General features: G+C 41.0%; 17 protein-coding genes and 1 tRNA gene. 8 read left to right on the forward strand and 10 right to left on the reverse strand.

Annotated features, from left to right (window positions below):
* Nucleotides 1-62 precede the first annotated feature (62 nt).
* Nucleotides 63-776, forward strand: coding sequence for a GH25 family lysozyme (locus HCJ54_RS05310; protein WP_187136892.1), 714 nt, complete (start codon nucleotides 63-65; stop codon nucleotides 774-776).
* A gap of 174 nt (nucleotides 777-950) precedes the next feature.
* On the opposite strand, the gene HCJ54_RS05315 is transcribed toward HCJ54_RS05310, so the two are convergent.
* On the reverse strand, nucleotides 951-1,658 hold the full coding sequence (locus HCJ54_RS05315) for a DNA alkylation repair protein (protein ID WP_187136893.1): 708 nt from the start codon (nucleotides 1,656-1,658) through the stop codon (nucleotides 951-953).
* A 296-nt stretch (nucleotides 1,659-1,954) separates the two neighbouring features.
* Between HCJ54_RS05315 and HCJ54_RS05320 the strand changes: the two genes are divergently transcribed.
* Nucleotides 1,955-2,380, forward strand: a complete 426-nt coding sequence (locus HCJ54_RS05320; protein ID WP_187136894.1) for a hypothetical protein — start codon at nucleotides 1,955-1,957, stop codon at nucleotides 2,378-2,380.
* 139 nt (nucleotides 2,381-2,519) lie between these two features.
* Here the strand turns inward: HCJ54_RS05320 and nfsA are convergent, their stop codons facing one another.
* From nfsA to HCJ54_RS05345, 5 genes are all read right to left on the reverse strand, one after another.
* The gene (gene nfsA / locus HCJ54_RS05325; RefSeq protein ID WP_187136895.1) at nucleotides 2,520-3,257 is read right to left on the reverse strand and encodes an oxygen-insensitive NADPH nitroreductase; all 738 of its coding nucleotides are present in this window, start codon (nucleotides 3,255-3,257) and stop codon (nucleotides 2,520-2,522) included.
* A gap of 12 nt (nucleotides 3,258-3,269) precedes the next feature.
* Nucleotides 3,270-3,779, reverse strand: coding sequence for a tRNA (uridine(34)/cytosine(34)/5-carboxymethylaminomethyluridine(34)-2'-O)-methyltransferase TrmL (gene trmL, locus HCJ54_RS05330; protein WP_187137061.1), 510 nt, complete (start codon nucleotides 3,777-3,779; stop codon nucleotides 3,270-3,272).
* Nucleotides 3,780-3,784: 5 nt separating this feature from the next.
* Complete coding sequence (gene queG / locus HCJ54_RS05335; protein WP_187137062.1) at nucleotides 3,785-4,909, reverse strand: tRNA epoxyqueuosine(34) reductase QueG; 1,125 nt, start codon at nucleotides 4,907-4,909, stop codon at nucleotides 3,785-3,787.
* 253 nt (nucleotides 4,910-5,162) lie between these two features.
* Nucleotides 5,163-5,233 (reverse strand) — tRNA-Gly (locus HCJ54_RS05340).
* A gap of 269 nt (nucleotides 5,234-5,502) precedes the next feature.
* A complete protein-coding gene (locus HCJ54_RS05345) occupies nucleotides 5,503-8,139 on the reverse strand; it encodes an immunoglobulin-like domain-containing protein (RefSeq protein WP_187136896.1) in 2,637 nt (878 codons plus the stop codon).
* Between the two features lie 441 nt (nucleotides 8,140-8,580).
* Here HCJ54_RS05345 and HCJ54_RS05350 point away from each other — a divergent pair, with 441 nt between their 5' ends.
* Together HCJ54_RS05350 and gltA are read left to right on the forward strand one after the other, a co-directional pair.
* A complete protein-coding gene (locus tag HCJ54_RS05350; RefSeq protein WP_187136897.1) occupies nucleotides 8,581-10,638 on the forward strand; it encodes an ArnT family glycosyltransferase in 2,058 nt (685 codons plus the stop codon).
* Between the two features lie 5 nt (nucleotides 10,639-10,643).
* A complete protein-coding gene (gene gltA, locus HCJ54_RS05355) occupies nucleotides 10,644-11,636 on the forward strand; it encodes a glycosyltransferase GltA (protein WP_187136898.1) in 993 nt (330 codons plus the stop codon).
* A 223-nt stretch (nucleotides 11,637-11,859) separates the two neighbouring features.
* Here gltA and HCJ54_RS05360 read toward each other — a convergent pair whose 3' ends face one another.
* Nucleotides 11,860-12,828 carry a toxin Cry1Ac domain D-VI-related protein gene (locus HCJ54_RS05360; protein ID WP_187136899.1) on the reverse strand — a complete coding sequence of 323 codons (969 nt, stop codon included), beginning with the start codon at nucleotides 12,826-12,828 and terminating at the stop codon, nucleotides 11,860-11,862.
* Between the two features lie 391 nt (nucleotides 12,829-13,219).
* The gene (locus tag HCJ54_RS05365) at nucleotides 13,220-13,447 is read right to left on the reverse strand and encodes a hypothetical protein (protein ID WP_187136900.1); all 228 of its coding nucleotides are present in this window, start codon (nucleotides 13,445-13,447) and stop codon (nucleotides 13,220-13,222) included.
* Between the two features lie 1,469 nt (nucleotides 13,448-14,916).
* Between HCJ54_RS05365 and HCJ54_RS05370 the strand changes: the two genes are divergently transcribed.
* The 4 genes from HCJ54_RS05370 to HCJ54_RS05385 all read left to right on the forward strand — a co-directional run bounded on the left by HCJ54_RS05370 (nucleotide 14,917) and on the right by HCJ54_RS05385 (nucleotide 18,238).
* Entirely contained in the window at nucleotides 14,917-15,528 is a 612-nt protein-coding gene (locus HCJ54_RS05370; RefSeq protein WP_187137063.1) for a TVP38/TMEM64 family protein, read from the forward strand.
* A gap of 9 nt (nucleotides 15,529-15,537) precedes the next feature.
* The gene (locus HCJ54_RS05375) at nucleotides 15,538-16,368 is read left to right on the forward strand and encodes a helix-turn-helix transcriptional regulator (RefSeq protein WP_187136901.1); all 831 of its coding nucleotides are present in this window, start codon (nucleotides 15,538-15,540) and stop codon (nucleotides 16,366-16,368) included.
* Between the two features lie 80 nt (nucleotides 16,369-16,448).
* Nucleotides 16,449-17,678, forward strand: a complete 1,230-nt coding sequence (locus HCJ54_RS05380; protein ID WP_187136902.1) for a multidrug efflux MFS transporter — start codon at nucleotides 16,449-16,451, stop codon at nucleotides 17,676-17,678.
* Nucleotides 17,675-18,238, forward strand: coding sequence for an isochorismatase family protein (locus HCJ54_RS05385; RefSeq protein ID WP_187136903.1), 564 nt, complete (start codon nucleotides 17,675-17,677; stop codon nucleotides 18,236-18,238). Before HCJ54_RS05380 ends, HCJ54_RS05385 begins: the two co-directional genes overlap by 4 nt.
* Nucleotides 18,239-18,299: 61 nt before the next feature.
* Here the strand turns inward: HCJ54_RS05385 and HCJ54_RS05390 are convergent, their stop codons facing one another.
* Both HCJ54_RS05390 and HCJ54_RS05395 read right to left on the reverse strand, forming a co-directional pair.
* Nucleotides 18,300-20,108, reverse strand: coding sequence for a glycoside hydrolase family 13 protein (locus HCJ54_RS05390; RefSeq protein ID WP_187136904.1), 1,809 nt, complete (start codon nucleotides 20,106-20,108; stop codon nucleotides 18,300-18,302).
* A gap of 18 nt (nucleotides 20,109-20,126) precedes the next feature.
* Nucleotides 20,127-22,532 (reverse strand): glycogen/starch/alpha-glucan phosphorylase, encoded by a 2,406-nt coding sequence (locus HCJ54_RS05395; protein ID WP_187136905.1) that lies wholly within the window; start codon nucleotides 22,530-22,532, stop codon nucleotides 20,127-20,129.
* Nucleotides 22,533-22,565 lie beyond the last annotated feature (33 nt).

Genomic DNA, 22,565 nt, shown 5'->3' on the forward strand with positions numbered 1-22,565 from the left:
TTTAATACAGTATTTACATGTTATAATCAAGACGATCAAACACAAAGAAAAGGGGTTAAAAGATGAGAAAAAAAATGATGCTATTCTTCCTTGCCACGGTATGCCTAGGTGTTTCATTGACATTACACAGTGTTCACGCGGCCAGTACGCCCGTAAAACCAAACGTTATTGATATTTCTAAGTGGCAAGATCCTAAAAAAATTGATTTTAAAAAATGGAAAGAACAAGGTATAGAAGCGGTGGTTATTAAGCTCACAGAAGGGATGGAAGATGATCAGCCCGTTTTAAATCTGCAGGCTGAAAAACAAATAGAGGGTGCACTTGAAGCCGGAATTAGAGTGAATTTTTATCATTACAGTTGGATGAACAGCATCCAAAACGCGCGAGAAGAAGCAGATTGGTTTGCTAAAATAGCAGACAAGTTACAAGTACCGAAAGATTCTGTCATGGCGGTAGATTTAGAAAGCAATGGCTTGACGAAAGATCGCCAAATGCTAACAGATCAAACTAATGCTTTTTTGGATAGAATGCGAGAACATGGCTACCAAAAATTAGATGTTTACGCTTCTCTGTCATGGTATCAAAATCGATTTTACCCTGAACAATTGTCCATTGATAATTTTTGGCTCGCTTATTGGCCTGAAACACCTATAGAACCTCCGTTCCCAGTTGGTTTATGGCAATTTGCCAGTGATTATCGATTAGATGGTTATGATGGGGATCTCGACGCTAACATTGACTATACGGGCTTTTACACAGGTAAGGAAGTTAAGTAGAGATACCAGATGGGGATCTCGCTAGCAAAACGCGGATTTCCCCGTTAAGGACTAAAATAGTCAAAAACCGAAGAGGATGGGACAAAAGTTGATTAGTATCAACAGATGTTCCATCCTTTTCTGACGTTTAGTCAAGCAATAAATCTCATAAGAATTTAAGTTTTGATTATTTATCTAGCAAATTGCGCGTTTCCGTTTTTTTCCGACGCGGTCTTTTTCAATCACTTTTTCGATGTAGTCAGTTGCTAGTGGAACTTTACATGAGGTGTCACCCATATCTACGTGAACTTGGCCGATTTTTTTTGCAACAGAAATGGCTTTTTCAAGTAGAGGAGGGTAGTAGGTTCCGGTGCAGATGACAAATTGATTCATCGTGTATTTCACGCTGTTTTTGGCGTCGTGAATATTTTTTTCGATATTTTCTAAAAGAGTGAACACCTCGGCTTCGTTAATTTCCTCGTTCGGTGCCAGTGATAAATAATTAGCGTAACAGCTCCATCCAGTATCCACCATTCGTTCTTCGCTCGATGCCATCCATGTTTTTGCGAGTTCGGTTGCATATGGTGTTTCTGCTGCGAGGCTTGCTACGATAGCTTCGTTTATAGCGGAACAGTTTGCAATTTCTGCCCAGTTGAGAAGTTCTTCTTTTGTGACTTCTTTTGGATCGATGGTTAAGCCAGCTAAATACTGAGCATCATAGTTCCCAGTCGCAAAAAGTTCACGTGAGACGTCTGGATCCTTTATTTTCTTGACTAAAAATTTTTTCATGTCCCCGATTTTAACACCAAAAATTGGTTCGTTAGCGCCATGTTTACAGAGGGTCTTTTTGGTTTGCTCAGAACCGAGAGATTCAAGTTGCTGCATCACTTCATTTGTATTCATGTGGTTCTCCTTTTTGAACTTCATTACTTTAGAGTATAGCGGAAATTTGGGTGGATAGCGAGCGAATTGTGAAATGCATGTTGAGCTCAGATTAATTTATATTTTCAAATTATATGCAACATTATATGTTAACGAGCACCCTTGCCGAGCATTCAATCTATATTAAAAGGGGATATGCTACATGAAATCTCCATAATTCCGACAATTCTGTGAACAATGGCTAACCAGCTATCTTTTTATGCGCCAAGACAGTATAATAAAATGGAATGGTAGTATTTAGAAAGTGGGGTATTCGTATGGTGCAAAAAATTTTTCAATATATCGAACAAAATAGAGAAAACATTGTTCGCTATTGGATTTCCACTTATTACACACAGTCCGAAGAATATACACAGCGAAAAGAATATGATGGATTTCTTATGACACAGGCGCAGGAAATCACACAACTCTTTCACATGATCAATCAACAACTGCAGCAGAATTATGTCAGTACATCCGTCTTTCAAAATGTTGGAGAAGATCGGAAGGATATCGGAACGCCATTGTTAGAAACAGTGCACTACTTCCATCTTGTCTTTACAGCTACACTGGAATATCTTTATCAACAACTCCAACAAAACAAGTTCACGTGCTCAAACACCGCTTTATATCAATATACCTTGCTTCTTCGTAAACTAGAGATACAAGCCGAGCAAGATTTAATCCTTGGATACATGAAATAAGGGCTGGCACATTTAGACATATCTTCGCGCTATTTCCCTCTACAAGTATGACAGAATTTGTTTTATAGACATCAAAATATACTAGGATGAGCAGGTAAAACCACGGTCATGGTCTTACCTGCTCATCTTAGTGTGTTTTCTATTTTGTTCCTAAATTTTTACTAGCTAAAAAGTCTTTCAAATCTTTCCTTGTTGGGTGTTTCAAACCGCGTTCAATTTGATCCGTCCAACCTTCCACACGCTTGCCACCAGTTCTAGCTGCATAGTAATCGCGGATGGTATCGTCATACATTTTGAAGTCATCCATTGTTTTTGGTTGGAAATGATTTTCGTGATAAACAAGGTCTGTAGCAAGTCTCGGCTTCGGTTCTGAATTCGCCTTCGGATGTCCAATTGTCAAGCCAAATAGCGGTGTCGCATAATCTGGAATGTGCAACAACTCCGAAACTTTCACAAGGTCGTTGCGAATGCCGCCGATATAACAAATACCAAAGCCCATCGATTCTGCAGCAATGGCCATGTTTTGTGCGGCCAATGTCGCGTCAACGGTTGCCACAAGTAGCCGCTCCATGGATGACAAGGAGTTCGTTTCCACACCTCGCGCTTTACCAATTTCGTGATGCCGTGACAAATCCGCGACAAAAACAAAGAATTGTCCAGTCTGAACGACATAGTCCTGGTTCCCAGCAACGGCAGAGAGCTCCTGACGCAACTTTGTATCCGTGACACCGATTATGGAGTATGCTTGCACAAAACTTGATGTAGAGGCTGCCTGTGCGCTTTTAACGAGCAGTTCAATCTCACTTTTTGTCAATGCCTCTTTTGTGAATTCACGTACCGAATAATGACTCAGAATCCCCTCAATCGTTTCGTTCATCCCACTCATCCCCTAATCTTTAAAAATTTTACGCTCATATTGCGGCATCTGATCTAGCGCACCGAACTGCTGTTGTCGCAAACATTCATAAATCAAAATGGCTGCCGTATTCGAAAGGTTTAGCGACCGAATATGATCCGTCATCGGAATCCGCAAACAAGTCTCCTCATGCGCCTCTAAAATGGCATCCGGCAACCCTGTCGTTTCCTTCCCAAAAATGAAAAAATAATCTTTGTCCGTATCTTGATAGTTGACATCACTGTACAAATGGCGTCCGAATTTTGTAATGAAATAAAATTCACCACCTGCATTTTTTTCAAAAAACTCCTCGATGGAATCATAGTAGTTCAATTTCACATGATCCCAATAATCAAGCCCTGCTCGCTTAAGCATCTTGTCATCCGTCGAAAACCCGAGCGGTCTAATTAAATGTAAGTAGGTATCCGTTCCTGCACACGTTCTTGAAATATTACCCGTATTTGCCGGAATTTCTGGTTGATAAAGCACAATATGATTTGCCAAATTCTTCACCTTGCTCCTATTAAATTCTTTGCTCGCGTAATTTCTGCGAGTACTTCTGTATCTTGTTCTTCCGCTCGCAATAGCGCCTGTTCTGCCTCTTCGCCGCCAATTTTTCCAAGCGCCCAGGCTGCCGTTCCCCGAATCACCGGACGTGGATCTTCTGTCATGCAACGAATGAGCTCGGGTACAGCCGTCTTATCCTTATAACGCGCAAGCACAATGATCGCATTGCGTTGGATCGGCTTTTTGCCACGCCAAGACCCAGCCATCGGACCAAATTTTTGCTTAAATTCTTTATTTGATATAGAAAGTAATGGCTTTAATTCCGGTTTCACAAGCTCTGGATCCGGCTCCATCGCTTCATGGAAATGAAAGTCATGTCCCCGATTGTACGGACAAACAGACTGGCACGTATCGCAACCATATAACCGATTATGCAACACATCTCGATATTTTTCATCCAAAAAGCCTTTCGTCTGGCTCAAATAACTCAGACAAATCTTCGGATTCATCTTGCCTTCCCCGAGCAAACTCCCCGTAGGACAAGCCTCGACACACTTATTGCAATCGCCACACAAATCCCCCATCGGTTTATCCGGCGCAAGCGGCAAATTCGTCAGCATCTCCCCTAAATAAATAAAAGAGCCAAATTCTGGCGATATCAAAAGCGTATTCTTGCCACGCCAACCAATGCCCGCTCGCTCTGCCACCGCCACATCAGAAAATTCGCCCGTATCTACCATGGATTTAAAACGAGCATCCGGAACTCGCTCTGCGATAAAAGCCTCTAGTAACGTCAGTTTTTCGCGAAGCACTGTATGGTAATCCGTTCCCCACGAGGCACGCGAAAAAATGCCACGCCTCGCTTCTTTTCTGCTCACCGGTTCATTCTTCATTTTTGAAGGGTAGGCAAGCGCAATCGCAATAATCGACCGTGGCTCCTTAAAAATCAGGTCAGGATAAACACGTTCATCGATATTTGGATGTTCAAAACCAGTTAAAACATCCTCTTTCGCCGCGACTTCTAACCGCGCTTTCAATTCCAAAAAAGGATCCGCCGAAGCAAATCCTATTTTTTGAATACCTATTTCAGCTGCGTACTCAATGATGTCTTGTTTTAAGTCGTTCATATCTATATTTTGCAAGGTTCGCACCTCAGTTCTTAGTATCTTTTGACTTTTGGTAAGATGAAAATATGGCTTTAAGCAACCGGACCCAGCTTTGTTGTAGCTCTTATGAGGGTATCTTCCCGATTTAGAGCCTCCATATGCAGTGGAATGAAATGAGACTGCCTTCCTGTTACCCAATGCAGCATTTCGAGTAAAATAAAACGCAATGCTTCGCTTATAAAGGTCGAAACACTGCGTTGATAACATATTTAAGAGCGGGTGATGAGAATCGAACTCACGACAACAGCTTGGAAGGCTGTAGTTTTACCACTAAACTACACCCGCATAGTTTAGAACAAGTTGTTCTAGCAACAATTAATATAATATCACTACTAATTAGGTTTGGCAAGGCTTTTTTGAAAGTTTTTTAATTATTTTCGAATATGGAATCAGTAGATATATTTTCGTAGAACTTAGTAAGCCTGATTTCGATTTTCACATAATATACACTGCGCTGGTTTGACTGTTAATATATACGAAAACACGCACTAGATTAAATTGTTAGTACGTGTTTTCACTTCAGAACAGTCTTTAATCTCTATCTCAAACTTAATTTACAACACTGGTACGCTTACTATATTAATCGTGCTACCTGTTGCGTCATAAGCTGTTAAGGTTACACTATCTGTCCGATTTTTAATCAATAATTTTGCATAGTATTGGTAGTCTGATCCTGTTGTTGGAACACTAATCGTCTTTTGAAGAACATTATTTACACTTAAGCTAATTTTTGCTACATCCGCAGTAAATTTGCCTTTCACATAGCCATCTGTACCAAGAAGGAATGGCTCTACTGTTACTCTATCATACGGGCTCGCAGAAACAAAAGGCACTGCTTTTGTACTAACTACTTGACCAGCTGAATTATAGCCTATCATTTCTACAACATCCGTAGCCTTCGTGATGTTTGGTTTTGCGTAAAATCTAATGACACCATCTGTTACCCCGATGCGTTTTATTGCTACTTTATTGACTTGTAGTTCTACTTTAGTGATATCACCTGTAAATGTTCCTGTTACATAACCGTCTACGCCGAGGAGGAAAGGCTCTACTATCATACTACCGCTCAAACCAGCAGATGCAAAAGGTACTGCTTTTGTGCTAACTACTTCGCCAGCTGAGTTATAGCCTACCATTTCCACGACATCTGTAGTCTTCGTGATGTTTGGTTTTGCATAAAAATTGATAATACCATCCCTTACTCCAATGCGCTTGATTGCTACTTTATTGACTTGTAGTTCTACTTTAGTGATATCACCTGTAAATGTCCCTGTTACGTAGCCATCCGTGCCAAGTTTATATGGTGCTATGGAAGTGATAGATCCAGCTACCACAGGTTTTGTTACTGCTACTGGTTTTGTGTCGAGTACTTTTCCATCAACGCCATATGCAGTTAGCTTCACGCTATCTGTTACATTACGTATAAGTGGATTGGCATAGTACTTAAAGTCTGGTGATGTGACGCTTATTTTATTACCTTCTACGTCGTTGACTGTCAAACTGATTTTTGCGATGCTACCAGAAAATTGTCCTGTTACGTAGCTATCTTTACCAAGTTGATATGGAGCTACTATTAAACTGAAGTTTTCTGGTGCCTTTGTTCCACTCAGTAAATTTTGTGCTTTGTCTAGCTCTTTTTGCATATTTGCTTTCACGACTGGGTCTAGGACTACATTAATCATATTCTGGGCAAAATCAATTGTCTTTTGGGCTGTAGTTGGTTTGAGTGTATTCGTGTTTGGCTCGTTGTCTTTGAAAAGGGCAAGTACTGCTGTTGCTGCCATTTGTTTTGCTAGCCCTTCATTGGCTCCTGGAACAAGCGGTTTCTCATTGTTGCTGACTTTTACTATTTTTCGAGCTACTTCGGTTGTACCAGTGTATCCTGCTACTTCTACTTTTGAGCCTTGTGTGATGAAATTGTTTGTGGAGAGGCTATAAGTTCGATCTGTATTTACTGTTACAGTTGCCTTCACAACACCATCTATAAGTAGGCATACACTGGTAACGCCTTTACCTACTGTTCCTGTAACGGCTGTTGATGTTATATCTGCATCATTCGCCAGTAAACTATAGTCTTGTGGTGTATTTTTTACTTTCAATAAATCTTTTGCTTGTTCCATTGTTACTTGCATGTTTGCTCTTATAGTTACATCTGCTAATCCGTCCACTAATTTTTGTGCATCATCAATTGCTTGTTGATCGGTTGTCGGCTTTAGTACATTGGTGCTCGGATTATTGTTTGCGAACAGCCCTAGTACTGCATTCGTTGCATCAAAAGGTCTCGTGGGAGTGAGAGCGAGCGTTGATGCCGAATTAGAACTGTTTAAAAAATTTTGGGCTAGTTGCACATTTACTAACATCTCTGTTTTCTGTGTGGAATCTGTCAATTGATTTACCAAAGCTTTAGCCGCATCAATCGCGCTTTGCGTTACAGTAGATTTAATAGTCCCACTTGTTTGTTCATTATTAACAAATAAATCACTAACAGCCCCATTAGCATTATTAAATTGTTTTTGTAGGTCTCTAGCATTGTTATCATCGAATTCCCACTGCATTTCATCTAAAAGGCGCATTAAACGGTCTCGTTCATAAGAGGATGCTACATTCTGCGCAGCGGCATATGCTGTGTCTATGTCGGCTTGTGTGATCCCTTTTGCAAGGTGAAGAAATAGTGTATTCTCATATAAATTATAGACTTTTTGACCAAAATCTTGAAGTCCTGTCAAATCGCCTATAAAGTCGGCTGCAGTCAAAATAGCATCATTTCGTTCTACTGTTTTGCCGTCTGGTGAGATAACATTGATGCCAACCATTGTATTTTTACCGAATTTTTGGGTTTCTATATAGATATATAGGCTCTGTGCCACTCCTACGGCGGTAGTTGAATATTGCGTGTCAATCGTTCCGTCTGGGAGGCTCGTTTGCAAGCCATACCCTTTAGGCAATTTAGTTACATCAACCACCAGATAGGAACCGTTAAATCTGATATTTGGTAAGTAGTTAGAGACATTCGTTTTCGTAAACAATAAATAAGGTGCTTGTGTTGCTGGAACCGTGTACTTCGGGGCTGTGGCTAATACCGTTGCTTCTACTGGTGCTTCTGAGAATACGTTAAAAGGTGTTACAATACTTGTTCCTAAAATAGAAGTTACGGTTAACACACTAATTACTTTCTTCATTTTACTATTCATTTTGCTACAACCTCTTTCGTTTTTGATTGGTATTACTTGATTATGAAAAAAATTGCGTCTAGATATTAGATATTGATTTTTTTGAATTATTCGACTTTAGATCCCTCGTTATTTTTTGCCCAACGTCGGCGCTAAAAAAATTATAGCACAGTAAAAATGATTACGGTAGTTCGTTTAGATATTTGTCACTAAATGTTTGGATTCTCGTGCCTTTTCCCTATCTGCTTTGACTTATGATCGTCAGGATTTGAATTTATTGCTCTTTTCAAGATTATATCTTTCGAAAATAATTTTGTATTTTAAAAGCTTATTTTTAGTCAGCTGATAACTCATACACGTTAGGATCAATGAAACATTTAAAACTAATTTCCCTAATTGTTCATTCTTTCTTCATATTTGCTAGATACACTTAGCTTATCAGTAATGAAGGAAGTGAATGGAATGGTGAAACAACGACGGATTGATTGGTATTTAATTGGTATTGCAGTGCTCGCTGCGTTTCTTAATTTTTGGGGTGTATGGAATGATGATACGGTAAATCCCTATTATACGGCAGCTGTGACAAGTATGACGGAAAGTTGGTCGAATTTTTTCTATGGAGCGCTTGATCCTTCGGGGTTTGTGACAGTCGATAAGCCTCCTGTTGCACTTTGGTTACAAACGATGAGTGCTCTTATTTTTGGTATTCACGGTTGGAGCGTTATTTTACCGCAAGCTCTCGCTGGTGTGGGCTCGGTCTTATTGCTTTATTTCCTCATAAAGCCGACGTTTGGCAAATGGGCAGCTCGGATTGCGGCGCTTGTTATGGCAACAACGCCGATTGCAGTAGCTGTGAGTCGGACGAATAACGTGGATAGCATTCTCGTCTTTGTCCTATTGCTCGGGACATGGGCACTATTTAAAGCCGTGAAAAAAGGCAAAATTGGCTTCCTACTCCTTGCGTTTGCCTTGATCGGGATTGGCTTTAATGTCAAGATGTTGCAAGCTTATATGGTCGTCCCAGCCTTCTTATTGTTCTATTTCATTGCAGCAAAATGTAATTGGAAGAGAAAAGCACTTCATCTCGTCATCGCCCTCGTGATGATGCTTGGCGTTTCGGTTTCATGGGCCGTCATCGTGGATAACACATCAGCAAGTGAGCGACCATACATCGGGAGTAGCCAAACGAACTCCGTGTTGGAACTCGCATTCGGTTACAATGGTATGGAGCGCTTATTAGGTCAAGAAACGGGAACAAATGCAAGCACGAATTCGCAAATGACTCCTCCAGGTTCCAGCTCAAACAATGATAATATCGCACCCGATGCATCAACAGAATCCACTCAAAATAGCCAGTCGATGTCTGGTCAACCACCTCAGCCTCCAAATGGTGGTATGCAAGGTGGCGGGCCTAATGGAAAACAAGGTGGCGGCTCGAAAATGATGGGCGGAACGGGCATGTTTGGTACTGGTACAGCTGGTCCATTGCGTCTTTTCCAAACGGCGCTAGGCGATCAGATTAGTTGGTTATTACCAATGGCATTTTTTGGCATCGCAGCCATCTTTATTGCTAACTGGAGTCGCAAACGTCGCTTCTTCCAATGGAATACCGCACAAAAAGAAATGACTTTTTGGGTGGCATGGCTCATTCCAGTTGCAGGCTTCTTTAGTATCGCTGGCTTTTTCCATCATTATTATTTAATCATGTTAGCTCCTGCAATCGCAGCCTTAACTGGTGCTGGATTCATGGCGTTACTCCATTTATATCGTAAAAATACGGGCGTACCAGGTTATTTATTGCCAAGCGCGATCGTGGTAACAACTGCTTTACAAATGTTCTTTATCGCGCAATATTCAGTGCTTTGGATGGGTGTCGCAGGCGTGATCGGACTTGGGCTTGCCACAGTATTATTCATCATCAAGCATCGACAACCTGCATGGACTTCTTGGGTCACCGTAGCTTCTCTCATCGCACTACTTCTCGCACCAACCTATTGGGCGTTAACCCCGATGATATACGGTGGCAATAGCGCGCTTCCTGAGGCTGGACCTCAACTAAAAACAAGCAGTGGTAGCGGTTTTGCTAATGCGACGATCAACGAAAAATTACTCGCTTATGTAGAGAAAAATAGTAACGGAACGGAATTCTTATTTGGTACCACAGATGCTTCTACAGCTGCACCTTACATTATTAAAACAGGCAAATCTGTCATGGCACTCGGCGGCTTCAACGGAACCGATCCAATTTTGACAGTAGAAGAATTAAAACAAATGATTAAAGATGGAAAAATCAAGTACTTCTACTTACCATCGAATAATAAAGGTAGTAGCTCCGATGTTGTGAAGTGGATTGAAGAAAATGGTACCAAAGTGGATAGCTCTGAATGGAGCGATCAGACAACGGATGTGACGACGAGTGCAACAACGAGTCAAAATTCCCCAAGTCATGGTGGCATGCAAGGCGGGCCTGGCGGCGGACAATCTGGCGGTACGCTTTACAAACTTAGCGGGGAGGATTGAGTAGTATGACGACAAAAATATCTGTAGTTATTCCACTTTATAATGAAGAAGCAGTTATCGAGCAAACGTATCATCGCTTAAAAAACGTGATGGAAAATTTGGCTATGGACTATGAACTCCTATTCGTCAATGATGGTAGTAAAGATGCCACTCTATCACTCGTTCAGGCGCTTAGCTTCACAGATCCACACGTCAAATGCCTTGTTTTTTCAAGAAATTTTGGCCATCAAATCGCGATTACTGCTGGCACGGACTATGCAAATGGGGATGTCGTTATTATTATCGACGCAGATTTGCAAGATCCGCCGGAGCTAATTCCGGAGATGGTGCAGAAATGGCAACAAGGCTATGATGTTGTCTATGCACAGCGAATCAAGCGTAACGGCGAAACCTTTTTCAAAAAATGGAGTGCGAAGATGTTCTACCGGGCGTTGCATAAATTAACTGATGTGGAGATTCCTGTTGATACCGGGGATTTCCGCCTCATGGATAAAAAAGTCTACAACGAGCTCAAAAAGCTAAACGAGAAAAATCCTTTTGTTCGTGGTTTGGTGAGTTGGCTCGGTTTCAAACAAACCGCCTTAGCATACGAGCGCGATGAACGGGCAGCCGGCGAAACAAAATACCCACTAAAAAAAATGTTAAAACTTTCTATGGACGGAATGACTTCTTTTTCGTACCAACCATTAAAATTAGCAAGCTATGCCGGTGTAGCTTTGTCTAGCGCTGGATTCATCTATATGTTCATCGTACTTTTCCAGACATTATTTACGAATACAACGGTAAGTGGTTGGTCTTCCATGATTATTATTCAACTTTTGTTTAGTGGCTTTGTCCTTATTATTTTAGGAATGATCGGCGAATATATTGGTCGAATTTATGATGAGGTCAAGGATCGTCCCTTGTATATCGTGGCTGAAAGTTATGGCTTTGAAGCATCTCGCATAAACAATGAAGCCGTCCCCCATCCTACATTTATGAACCAAAAAGTGAACTAGAGATTGATAAAACCGTATTTTCTCTCAGCTGGAGAAAGTATGGTTTTGTTTCGCATTCAAGGCTTAAAACTGCATTTTATCGGGTATTGTGAGAAAATAATAGAAAACTGGTTTAGGGTGGGATAAAGTGGTCTCTAAACTGAAAAATAAGCAGGAATCTTTGTATCCACCATTTTCTTAAATGGCTCTATACAAAGATTCCTGCTTTTTATTATAGCAAATGTTAATTTGGTGTTATAGTGGCGTAAGAATATTGAATAACACCATTTATAGTAGTTTTAACATACAGTGTTCTTCCAACTACTAATTCTGAAACATTTTCTACTGTCCAATCTCCAGTGCTATCTGATATTGCATGAAATACGTAGCCTCTCCCAGGCATCGTTATATTTATCTCTACGTTTGTATTTGGAATGGCTTGGCCGTATAAGAATGTCTGACCCTCATGTGCTGTTGATGTAATGGTTGGTTTTATTAAAGTACTCGCTTTTACCAATGTAGTTCGTAATTCATTTTTTAAAGCATCCTCTTGCAATCTATCTACACGTGCTTTTGCTGAAATATATTGTGTTACATCCGCTGTATCTTTAATAGCATTGTTAGGATCATTACCTTGGAATAGCTTGTTTACGATTGTTCTTGTCGGACTAACAACTATATTACTGTAGGAATATTGTATAACCCCATTTACCGCGGTTTTAACATATAACGTTCTTCCAATAAGTAACTGAGAAACTGATGAAATTGACCAGTCACCGTTACCATCTGATGTTGCATGAAAAACATAACCCGATCCTGGCATAGTTATATTTATTTCTACGTTTGTATTTGGAATAGCTTTTCCGGATAAGTGTGTTTGCCCCTCTTCATATGACGTTGCTGTAAAAGTTGGTTTTATCAAAGTACTCGCTTTTGTCAGCTTTTTTAATAAATCTGTTTTCAAACCGCCTGCAGAAAGTCTTTCTACACTCGCTTTTACTGCTACGTATTGGCTTACATCTGTCGTTTCTTTGATAGTATTGACAGGATCATCATCTTCGAACAGCCCATTCACAGCATCAATTACATCGTACACACTGTATTCTTGCGCAAAAACACTTGATGGAGCCAATGTGGTTGTAAACCCGCCACTTAATAACAATCCTCCTGATACTATAGCAATCGCAAGTTTTTTTCCATATTTTCTTTTCATCACAAACATCTCCTCTCTTCTTACATATGTAGATTACAAGAAAACGCATAGGCAATCCTTGTACTTTCAATATACTACAATACATGATGAAATGCTGTATACAAAAATCAACATTTATACTTATAAAAGCTACACGGAGAGCGCTTTCTTTACTTTTATAAGTATTATTAAAGGGAATGCGCTTGATTAGATCCCAGAGTGTCAACCGAATGAAATTACCCTTAGAAATCAAAAAGACGAACAATCACTTATTTTAAGGATATATTTATTCGTGTGTCAAAAAACATGTTTGTTGACACTATCCTATATGCAAAGAAAGAGCACCTTTTTTTCAGTGTGCCCTTTCTGCGCTGTCATGAATATCCATCAAATAGATCTAAACATTAAAACATCATTTTTTCATTTTATGATTAATAAACCATATTCGCACAAATCTTAAAAGAATCACACCTATAATAATAACAACACCATGCTTTTGATTACCTAGTAAATACCCCATAGTACCTAATATTCCGGCTGCAGTCATAGTTGCCCAATGTCTTAATTTTAATGTTGAAACGATATAACCAGCTATACCAATACTCCCTGAAGATAGTGTATTAAGAAATGTTTTACTCAAGTACAATTTGTACCCCCACCAATAGCGATTCATCTTAGTAACGTCCGCTGCAGATGGCGTAATTACGTTAGAATCAGTATTCAATTGACTATCATGCACTGAATTAATTGCTACTTTTTCTTCCGTGTCAATTTCTGGACTTGCATCCTCAATAAACTGATTAGCCTCATCTATATGTTCATTTATTTTAAGTATTTCTTCCTCGGTAAGTGAACCTAAAACAGATTGTGATATCGCTTCTGAGAACCCCTCACTATCCAGATATCTACTTTATCGATTACTGCATCATCTAAGCCTGTTATTTTTTCTGCTTCAATTACTCTGCCCTAAGTTAACTTTAGGTGCTTGAGTGTATGCAATTGTTTCACCACGATCATTATATGCCGTTACACGAGTATAGTATTCGTCATTTACCAACGAATTTTTGTTGTTCAATTTATACACCTGTGTTGGATTTATTGAAACATCTCCACCACTACCATCCACATGTAGTAATCCTTTATGGCTATTGATATCATCTTGCGTAGGCCAAATCCCTTTCCCTTTGGTTGACCATCCAGTTTGACCATCCGTATCGTGTGCTTTATAGTTGGCACCATCAAATATCCAAACTTTATACCCCGCTACATCCTCTAATTTTAACCAGTTTAATCCAATAAACCCATTATTAAGATTATCTTCATTTTTTTCAGAGTAAACATCAACAAAAGGGACTTCTTTAATTGGCAGTTCACTACCAGTTCCATTGACATGCAGTTGATAGTTACCATTCGCAACTTCTTCATTGGTTGCCCATATTTCTTCCCTTTGATGCTCCAGTTGCTTGTCTTACCCACGTCTACACAGTCATAATTGTACCCATTGAAAAGACCAATTTTATGGGAGACTGCAAACAATCAGGACGACAAGCCATCGCGATAGTACTTTTTTCATTCATTGACTCCCCTTTGATTGTATCTTTTTTTATTCCGAATAGCTGTGTACAAATTAAAAATTCCACCTAAAAAAAGATAAAAGATAGCGCTTTCTTTATGAGGTTGGTAGGCGTTTCTTCACCCGTATGCCTTATTTTCGGTTATGCGCGCAACATGTAACAAGGGCATCACAAATGTACTTTGGTGATACTCCCTTTCAGCGATCTTCACCTAAAAAGAAACACTCGATTGATCACCCTAATCCTACACTCCTACCCAACTTTTTCAGATATAGTTCCACGTTCGTTTTGGGTTACCCTTTTGAGATTTCTCTACCTTAGAGAAAAGCCTTATTGGATGCTACTCTATTGTTGAATCATTTATAAATACAAGTTAAGACACCACGCTATGTATGGAGCCTGCTATACACATAAGAAACGAGCCTGAGGCAAAAGGTTCTCAGACGCTTTGTTTCGCATTCAAGGCTTAAAACTGCATTTTATCGGGTATTGTGAGAAAATAATAGAAAACTGGTTTAGGGTGGGATAAACGATGATGGATTGGTATAACTCGTTGAAAGAGTTTTTCTCGTATGATAATATAATGCAATGGATGCAGTCCTACCGCGCTTTCGGGCCTTTGTTGGCGTTCTTTTTACCATTTATTGAGGCGTTTCTACCATTTTTACCGTTCTCTTTATTTGTTATTGTCAACGTGAGCGCATATGGGCTTGTTTGGGGATTTATCATTTCATGTTCTGCCGCCATACTTGGTAGTCTGTGCGTCTTTTGGATCGTGCGGAAATTTGGTCAGACTAGGTTTTTGCGGTTTATTACGCATCATAGGCATGTTCGCAAGGTTATGGACTGGATCGATGAACACGGGTTTGGTCCAATCTTCATTTTACTCGTGATGCCGTTTACGCCTTCTTCTGCAGTCAATGTTGTCGCTGCTTTATCGGAAATTCGTTTTTTCCAATTTTTGATGGCATTGATTGGCGGGAAGGTCATTAAAGTTTTTGCAATCAGTTATATCGGATATGATTTGCGTGATATTATACAACATCCTGTGAAACTACTGATTTTGGTCGTGATTGTCGCTGTTTTATGGTATGCTGGCAAGCGGTTGGAGCGTTGGATGGGATCAAAAAAGAAAGATACAAACTAGGAGGACACGATGGGTATACAGGAGCTTTTTTTTCATATTCATTATTGCAACGGTGGCAAGACTAGTGGTTCGGGGATACTTGCGAAGAAGTTAACGAGAACATTGCAACATCATGAATTAGTCCTCGTTACTGGTGGCTCGGGAAAATATCGAATGGCAGATAAGGCATTAGATTTCCACGAAGGCATGCTTTTTTACATTCCGGCCAATGTTTGGCATTCGATCGAAACAAGCCAGGCGCGACCAGCATCTTTTCTCACGGTACATTTCAGCTATGGGCGCGTTGGTTTCACTAATAATATGTGGACGATTGTGCCTGAAACGCAGCGGCTATCTTTACCAGCAGTCTCTGTTTTGCAAGATTATTATGCTGTTAGTGAAGCATTTGAAAATGTAGTAATTCGCTGGCATGAAAAATTGCCTGGATATGAGTTTGTCGTGAAAACATTGTTTCAACAGCTATTAATCGTGATTGATCAAAACCTCCGAAAGCAACATAAAAACTATGCCACGAGCCTAAAAGTGGAGAAAGTGATTGATTATATGCGGCAACATATTCATGGAAATATCACGCTCAATGAACTGGCAGAACTTGTGCAGCTCTCCCCTACATACTTGTCGCGTATATTCAAAGAAACAACTGGCTATCCTGTGATTGTCTTTTTTAATAAGATCAAGATAGATCTTGCGAAAGAGCTCATGATGGATGGGACAAAAAAGGTAAAAGATGTGGCACGCTTACTAGGTTTTACTGACGAATTTTATTTTAGTCGACTCTTCAAGCAACATGAAGGTATCAGTCCCACAGAATATTATAATAGAAATGTCCATGGTTTTTAATATTATGCATGGTTTCATGAGATTTTATCTCTTATAATAAAGTTGTTATTGTATAAGATAACTTGAGGAGATGGATTCACATGCCGATTTGGAAGAGAAATTTAATCGTTTGTTGGTTTGGAACGTTTGTGACTAGCATCGGTATGAGTCAAATTGCTCCTGTTTTACCGCTTTACATAAAGCATCTAGGCATTGATAATGCAGCACTTGTGGCTCAGATATCAGGCTTGACGTTTGGAATCACCTTTATTATGTCAGCTATCTTTTCACCGATTTGGGGACAAGCGGCTGACCGTTTTGGTCGAAAACCGATGTTGCTTCGTGCCAGTCTTGGAATGGCCATTATTATTGGATGTATGGGATTTACGCACAATGTGTATGAACTGATTGCGCTCCGTACTTTGCAAGGCGTCGTAACTGGTTTTGCGACAGCTTGTACAGCGCTTGTGGCGACGCAAACCGATGAGGCACATGCTGGTTGGGCGCTAGGTACACTTTCGACGGGTGCCATTACGGGCTCACTACTCGGTCCGCTTGTTGGCGGCGTTATCGCAGAACATTTCAGCTTGCAAAATGTCTTTTTCATCACGGGTGGGCTGTTGTTCGTCGCTTTTATTTTGACGGCATTGTTTGTAAAAGAACATTTCATGCGCACGGATAAAAAAGTGTTGAATACAAAAGAGATTTGGCGTACATTGCCGAATAAGAGTTTTATTTTGACGATGTTTGTCACCTTCTTTACACTGACACTTGCGCTTTATTCGGTGGAACCAATCATCACGGTATACATGCAACAACTCGTCCACGGCACTTCACACATTGCATTTTTGTCTGGACTCGCATTTTCAGCATCTGGACTCGCAAGCATTATCGCAGCGCCACGCCTTGGTAAGCTTTCAGATCAAATTGGGGCACAACGCGTTATTTTTGTCGCACTGATTGTTGCAGGGATTGTTTTTATTCCCCAAGCCTTCGTTCGCAGTCCTTGGGAGCTGATCGCGCTTCGCTTTATTCTCGGACTCGCGGTTGCTGGGCTGAATCCTTCTGTTAACATTCTGATAAAAAAAATGACGCCGCCCGAATTCACTGGTCGTGTCTTTGGGATTACGAATTCAGCTGGGTATCTCGGCATCTTTACTGGTGCTGTATTCGGCGGTCAAATCGCGGCTTTGCTGGGCATACAGTATGTATTTTTCATCACTAGCGCCCTGCTTTTAGTCAACGCGATCTGGGTTTATTTTAAAGTGTTCAAAAAGCTTAATGCGCGTGAAATCAACGCAAACAAAACTTGGAGGGAACAAACAAAATGAATTTACAAATCGAAAAAACGGCACTTGTGTTAATCGACTTACAAAATGGTATTATCGGAAGAAATAGCGCACCGCATAGCCCCGAGGAGATCATTGAACGATCTCGGCAATTAGCTCAATCCTTTACGGAGAAAGGTGGTTTCGTTGTTTTGGTGCGAGTCTCCTTTTTGGACGGTAAAGATTCGTTAAATCCGACGACAGACGCACCAGCAAGTGCGGCAATGGCCTTTCCTGATGGCTGGGATGTTCTCGTGCCAGAACTTGCAGAGATAAAGGGAACTTACACGATGACTAAGCGGCAATGGAGTGCGTTTCATGGCACCGATCTCGACTTGCAATTGCGGCGTCGTGGAATTGATACGATTGTACTTGGTGGCGTATCGACCGGTATTGGCGTGGATACCACAGCGCGCGATGCTTTCCAACTAGGCTATGATCAGGTTTTTGTGGAGGACATTATGGGGGCTACTGATAAAACGATGCATGATTACGTATGCCAAACTATTTTCCCGCGGATGGGCCGAATTCGTTCAACTGCAGAAGTCATTTCTAGTTTATAATAGCGAAAAAAGAGAAGGCTAGCGCTTATTGAAAAAACGCTAATCTTCTCTTTTCTTTTGCTTATACGAAAAAAAATCCATAGGGTGCTATTTTGTTTTTTTGAATTTTGGCTGCCTGTAAAATTGGAATCCAGTCTTCGCGCTGTGGATAAATTTTTGTAAGATCAATTTCTTGCTCTTGATGGGTTGGATTCATAATGAAAACATGCCAGTTATCCTCGTCTACGTGGCGAACAACACCGAATAATACACCGAGGGAAAATGGATGGTATTCCCCTTTTCGTAGCGCCTCGTTTGTATTGCGTAGCTTGATTGCAGCACGATAAAATTCGCTAATATCAGCGTCTTCGCGTCCCCACGGATAGAATTTGCGATTATCTGGATCTGCGCCGCCTGTCAGACCTGCCTCGTCACCGTAATATACGCATGGCACGCCTGGCAAAACCATCAATAAGTAAACGGCCAATCGCAACTTTGCTTTATTTTCCGATAACATCGTGAAAATACGGGCGGTATCATGCGTTCCAATATTGTTCAAGTTTGCGGCGAGTGCCTCAGCAGGATAGTTTTCCTTCATTGCCATCGTTTTTTGTACTGCTTGCTGTGCTGTGAGATTCTCGTTCAACAAATCAATAATAATCTGTCGGAAAGGATAGTTCATCACGCCTTGCAGCATGCCCCCTTCCAAGTAGTGGCGCCTCTCATTATAAGCAATTTTATTCGTGGCATCCTCCCAGACTTCGCCGATTAAAACGCGATCAGGATACTTTAATAATGTTTGCCGAATCCCACCAATAAATGCATCTGGAAGCTCATCCGCCACATCTAGCCGCCAACCAGCAACTCCGCGCGAGGTCCAATGATCAATCACGCTGTCCTTACCCGCGTAAATTAACCGCTGAAAATCCGCATCCTGCTTGTTCACCACGGGCAGATTACTGACACCCCACCACGTATCATACTGATCCGGGAAATTCTGAAAAGTAAACCAGTGATGGTACGGCGAATCCACGCTCTGATACGCACCAACCGAATCAAAATGGCCATTGCGATTAAAATAAATACTATCTTCCCCAACGTGGTTGAAAACACCATCCAAAATAATCCGCATACCATGCTCGCTTGCCGCTTGAATCAATGCTGCAAAAATCGTCTCATCGCCGAACATTGGGTCTATTTTTTTGTAATCAGAAGTATCGTACTTATGATTGCTCTTCGCTTCAAAAATCGGGCTTAAATACAGACCAGTGATACCCAGCTCCTTTAAATAGCCCAACTTTTGCTTAATGCCATCTAAGTTTCCACCGAAAAATTCCCAGCGCACAATTTCGCCTTTGTCATTTTTAATATAATATGGTGTATCCTCTGTTCTTGCGTAAATAAAAGAATCAGGCTTTGGCGCACGCACATGGTCGTCTGCATTGAAGAAACGGTCGACAAAGATATGATAGAAAACCGCATTCTGATACCATTCTGGGGCTTTATCCGCATATTCAAAACAGGTCAGCTGATACGTACAAACATCATCATAATTCTCGGTAAAAAAGCCTTCTCCGCCTTCCATACCACGATTATTAAAATAATATGTCGTCCGCACTTCCGTATCGAAGTTTTGCTGAATTTTGAAGTAGTAAAAATAAAGACCAGTCGCCGCATACGGTTTAAAAGAAACAATATACGCGACGCCTTGCTCATGCGTCATCTCAAAACTCTGTTCCTCCATACCATCTTTATGGATTTTCAGCTCTACTTTTGAAACGTAAGGAAGCGCGATATCAATCCGAAAATCGACCGTCGCGCTCACATTCACTGCGCCAAAAGGCTGTTTATATAACGCATTCCACGAATCAAATACAACTACTTTCGCCATTATTTAAACTTCCTCTCGTCACAAATTTTTATTGTGATGCACATTCCAAATTTCATCCGCATAATTCATAATCGTATAATCCGACGAAAAATCTCCCGCGTTCGCAATGTTTAATAGAGACATCTGATTCCATTTTTTGCGATCTCGGTATAGACCATCAATTCGTGACTGCGCCTGCACATACGAGTCATAATCCTTCAACACGAAATATTCATCATTATACTTCAGCAGCGAATCAAAAATCTCGCGCCCCTCTGCCTCTATGTTCGGAATCGTACCATCTACCAGTGCATCTATACAGCGCTTCAACCGTGGATTATGATCATAAATCTCATGTGAATGATACGAATTAGAATCGTAAAAATGATACAACTCCGCGTCCTGCATCCCAAACAATAACATGTTCTCGTCCCCGACTTTATCACGAATTTCCACATTGGCACCGTCCAGCGTCGCAAGTGTGATCGCACCATTTAGCATCAATTTCATATTACTCGTCCCCGATGCTTCTTTTGTTACAAGCGAAATTTGCTCACTAATGTCCGCCGCTGGAATTATTTTCTCCGCTAGTGTCACACCGTAATTCTCCACGAACACGATTTTAATTTTGTTATCAATCGTCGTGTCATTGTTGATCATGTCTGCCACAGCATTGATTAGTTTGATAATTTCCTTGGCATAAGAGTAACTCGGCGCGGCTTTGGCACCGAAAATGAAGACGCGCGGCACGATTTCCTCACCTGACTGCGATTCTTTCAACTTCAAATACATCGATAAAATATGGAGTACGTTCAAGAGCTGGCGTTTATACGCATGAAGTCGCTTGATTTGGACGTCAAATACAGCATTCGGATCAATCTCGATTCCCATCGTCTCTTCCACATAGGCTGCCAAACGTTGCTTGTTCTCAAACTTCACTTGCTCTAATTTTTCAAGTAGTACAGAATCTTCTTTAAAAGCTTTCAATAAGTATAGCTCATTCGGTTTTTTCTTCCACTCGCTACCGATATAATCACTGATCAAGTCGCTCAAACCTTCATTGCTAAGGAGCAACCAGCGGCGATGTGTAATACCGTTCGTTTTATTATTAAATCTGGCAGGATACGCCAAATAAAAATCGTGCAAGGCCTTCTCTTTTAAAATATCCGTATGCAGTTTCGCGACACCATTCACGCTATGGCTACCAATAATCGCCAAATGCGCCATATGAATGATACCATCTTGAATAATCGCTGTTCGCTGCGTAAAATTCACGCCATAAAGCGGCGACATACTATCTAAATGCCGGCGATTAATCTCGCAAATGATTTGATAAATCCGTGGCACTAGATTCGAAACCATCTGCTCTGGCCACTTCTCAAGCGCCTCAGCCATAATCGTATGGTTCGTATAAGAACACGTCTTCATCGTAATCGTCCATGCCGCGTCCCAACTCAAGCCCTCTTCATCTAGTAAAATTCGCATCAATTCAGGAATACACATCGTCGGATGCGTATCATTAATATGGATCGAAATCTTCTCTGCTAAATGCTCCATTGGCACGCCTAACTTCCGGTAATAACGAATAATGCTCTGCACGCCCGCCGACACGAAAAAGTATTCCTGTTTCAGGCGCAACAACCTGCCATCATAATTCGAATCATCCGGATAGAGCATTTCCGAAATACTATGAATCGATTTCCGACGCTCCTCCGAAAAGTAGTCCATCTCCTCGCTCGGTGGGATCTCAGCAGACCACAGTCGCAAATTGTTGACCGTGTCATTTTCATAACCCGTCATCGCCGTATCATAGGGCACCGCTAAAATATCTTCTGTGTGCGAATAAACTGGTTTGATTTGACCATTCGCGTCCTCTTCCAGATGCACATCCCCGAAAAAGCGCACAATTTCCGCCTTATTTTCGCGCCTCGTTTCCCACACATTCTCATGTCTCAACCAGTCATCCGGTAACTCGACCTGGTAACCATTCACAAATTTCTGCTTAAACAGCCCATAACGATAACGAATTCCATTCCCATTTCCGGGAACATCACACGTTGCCATCGAATCCATAAAGCAAGCCGCCAAACGCCCCAAACCACCATTACCTAAACCTGGATCAGCCTCAATCGCTTCTAACTTGGCAAAATCGACACCAAGCTCAGCCAAACCTTCACGCACCTTGTCCAAAATACCTAAATTCAACAAATTGCTTTTTAATAACTTCCCAGGTAGAAATTCAATCGAAAAATAGTAGACTTGCTTTGCTTGATCCTGCTGATATTCTTTTTTTGTTTGCATCCAATTTTGAGCCGTATAGTCCTTCACTACACTCCCCAACGTGATGTACTGTTCCAATGGCGTCAAATCATGAATTTCAGAGGCATAAAGGCTCGTCAATGCACGCCTATACTCTTTCTTAAAATGCTCCTTACTAATTTTCAATATGATTCCTCCTTATCGGGTCTGTAAAGCTAT

It is taken from the genome of Listeria grandensis, from assembly GCF_014322885.1.
Classification (GTDB): domain Bacteria; phylum Bacillota; class Bacilli; order Lactobacillales; family Listeriaceae; genus Listeria_A; species Listeria_A grandensis.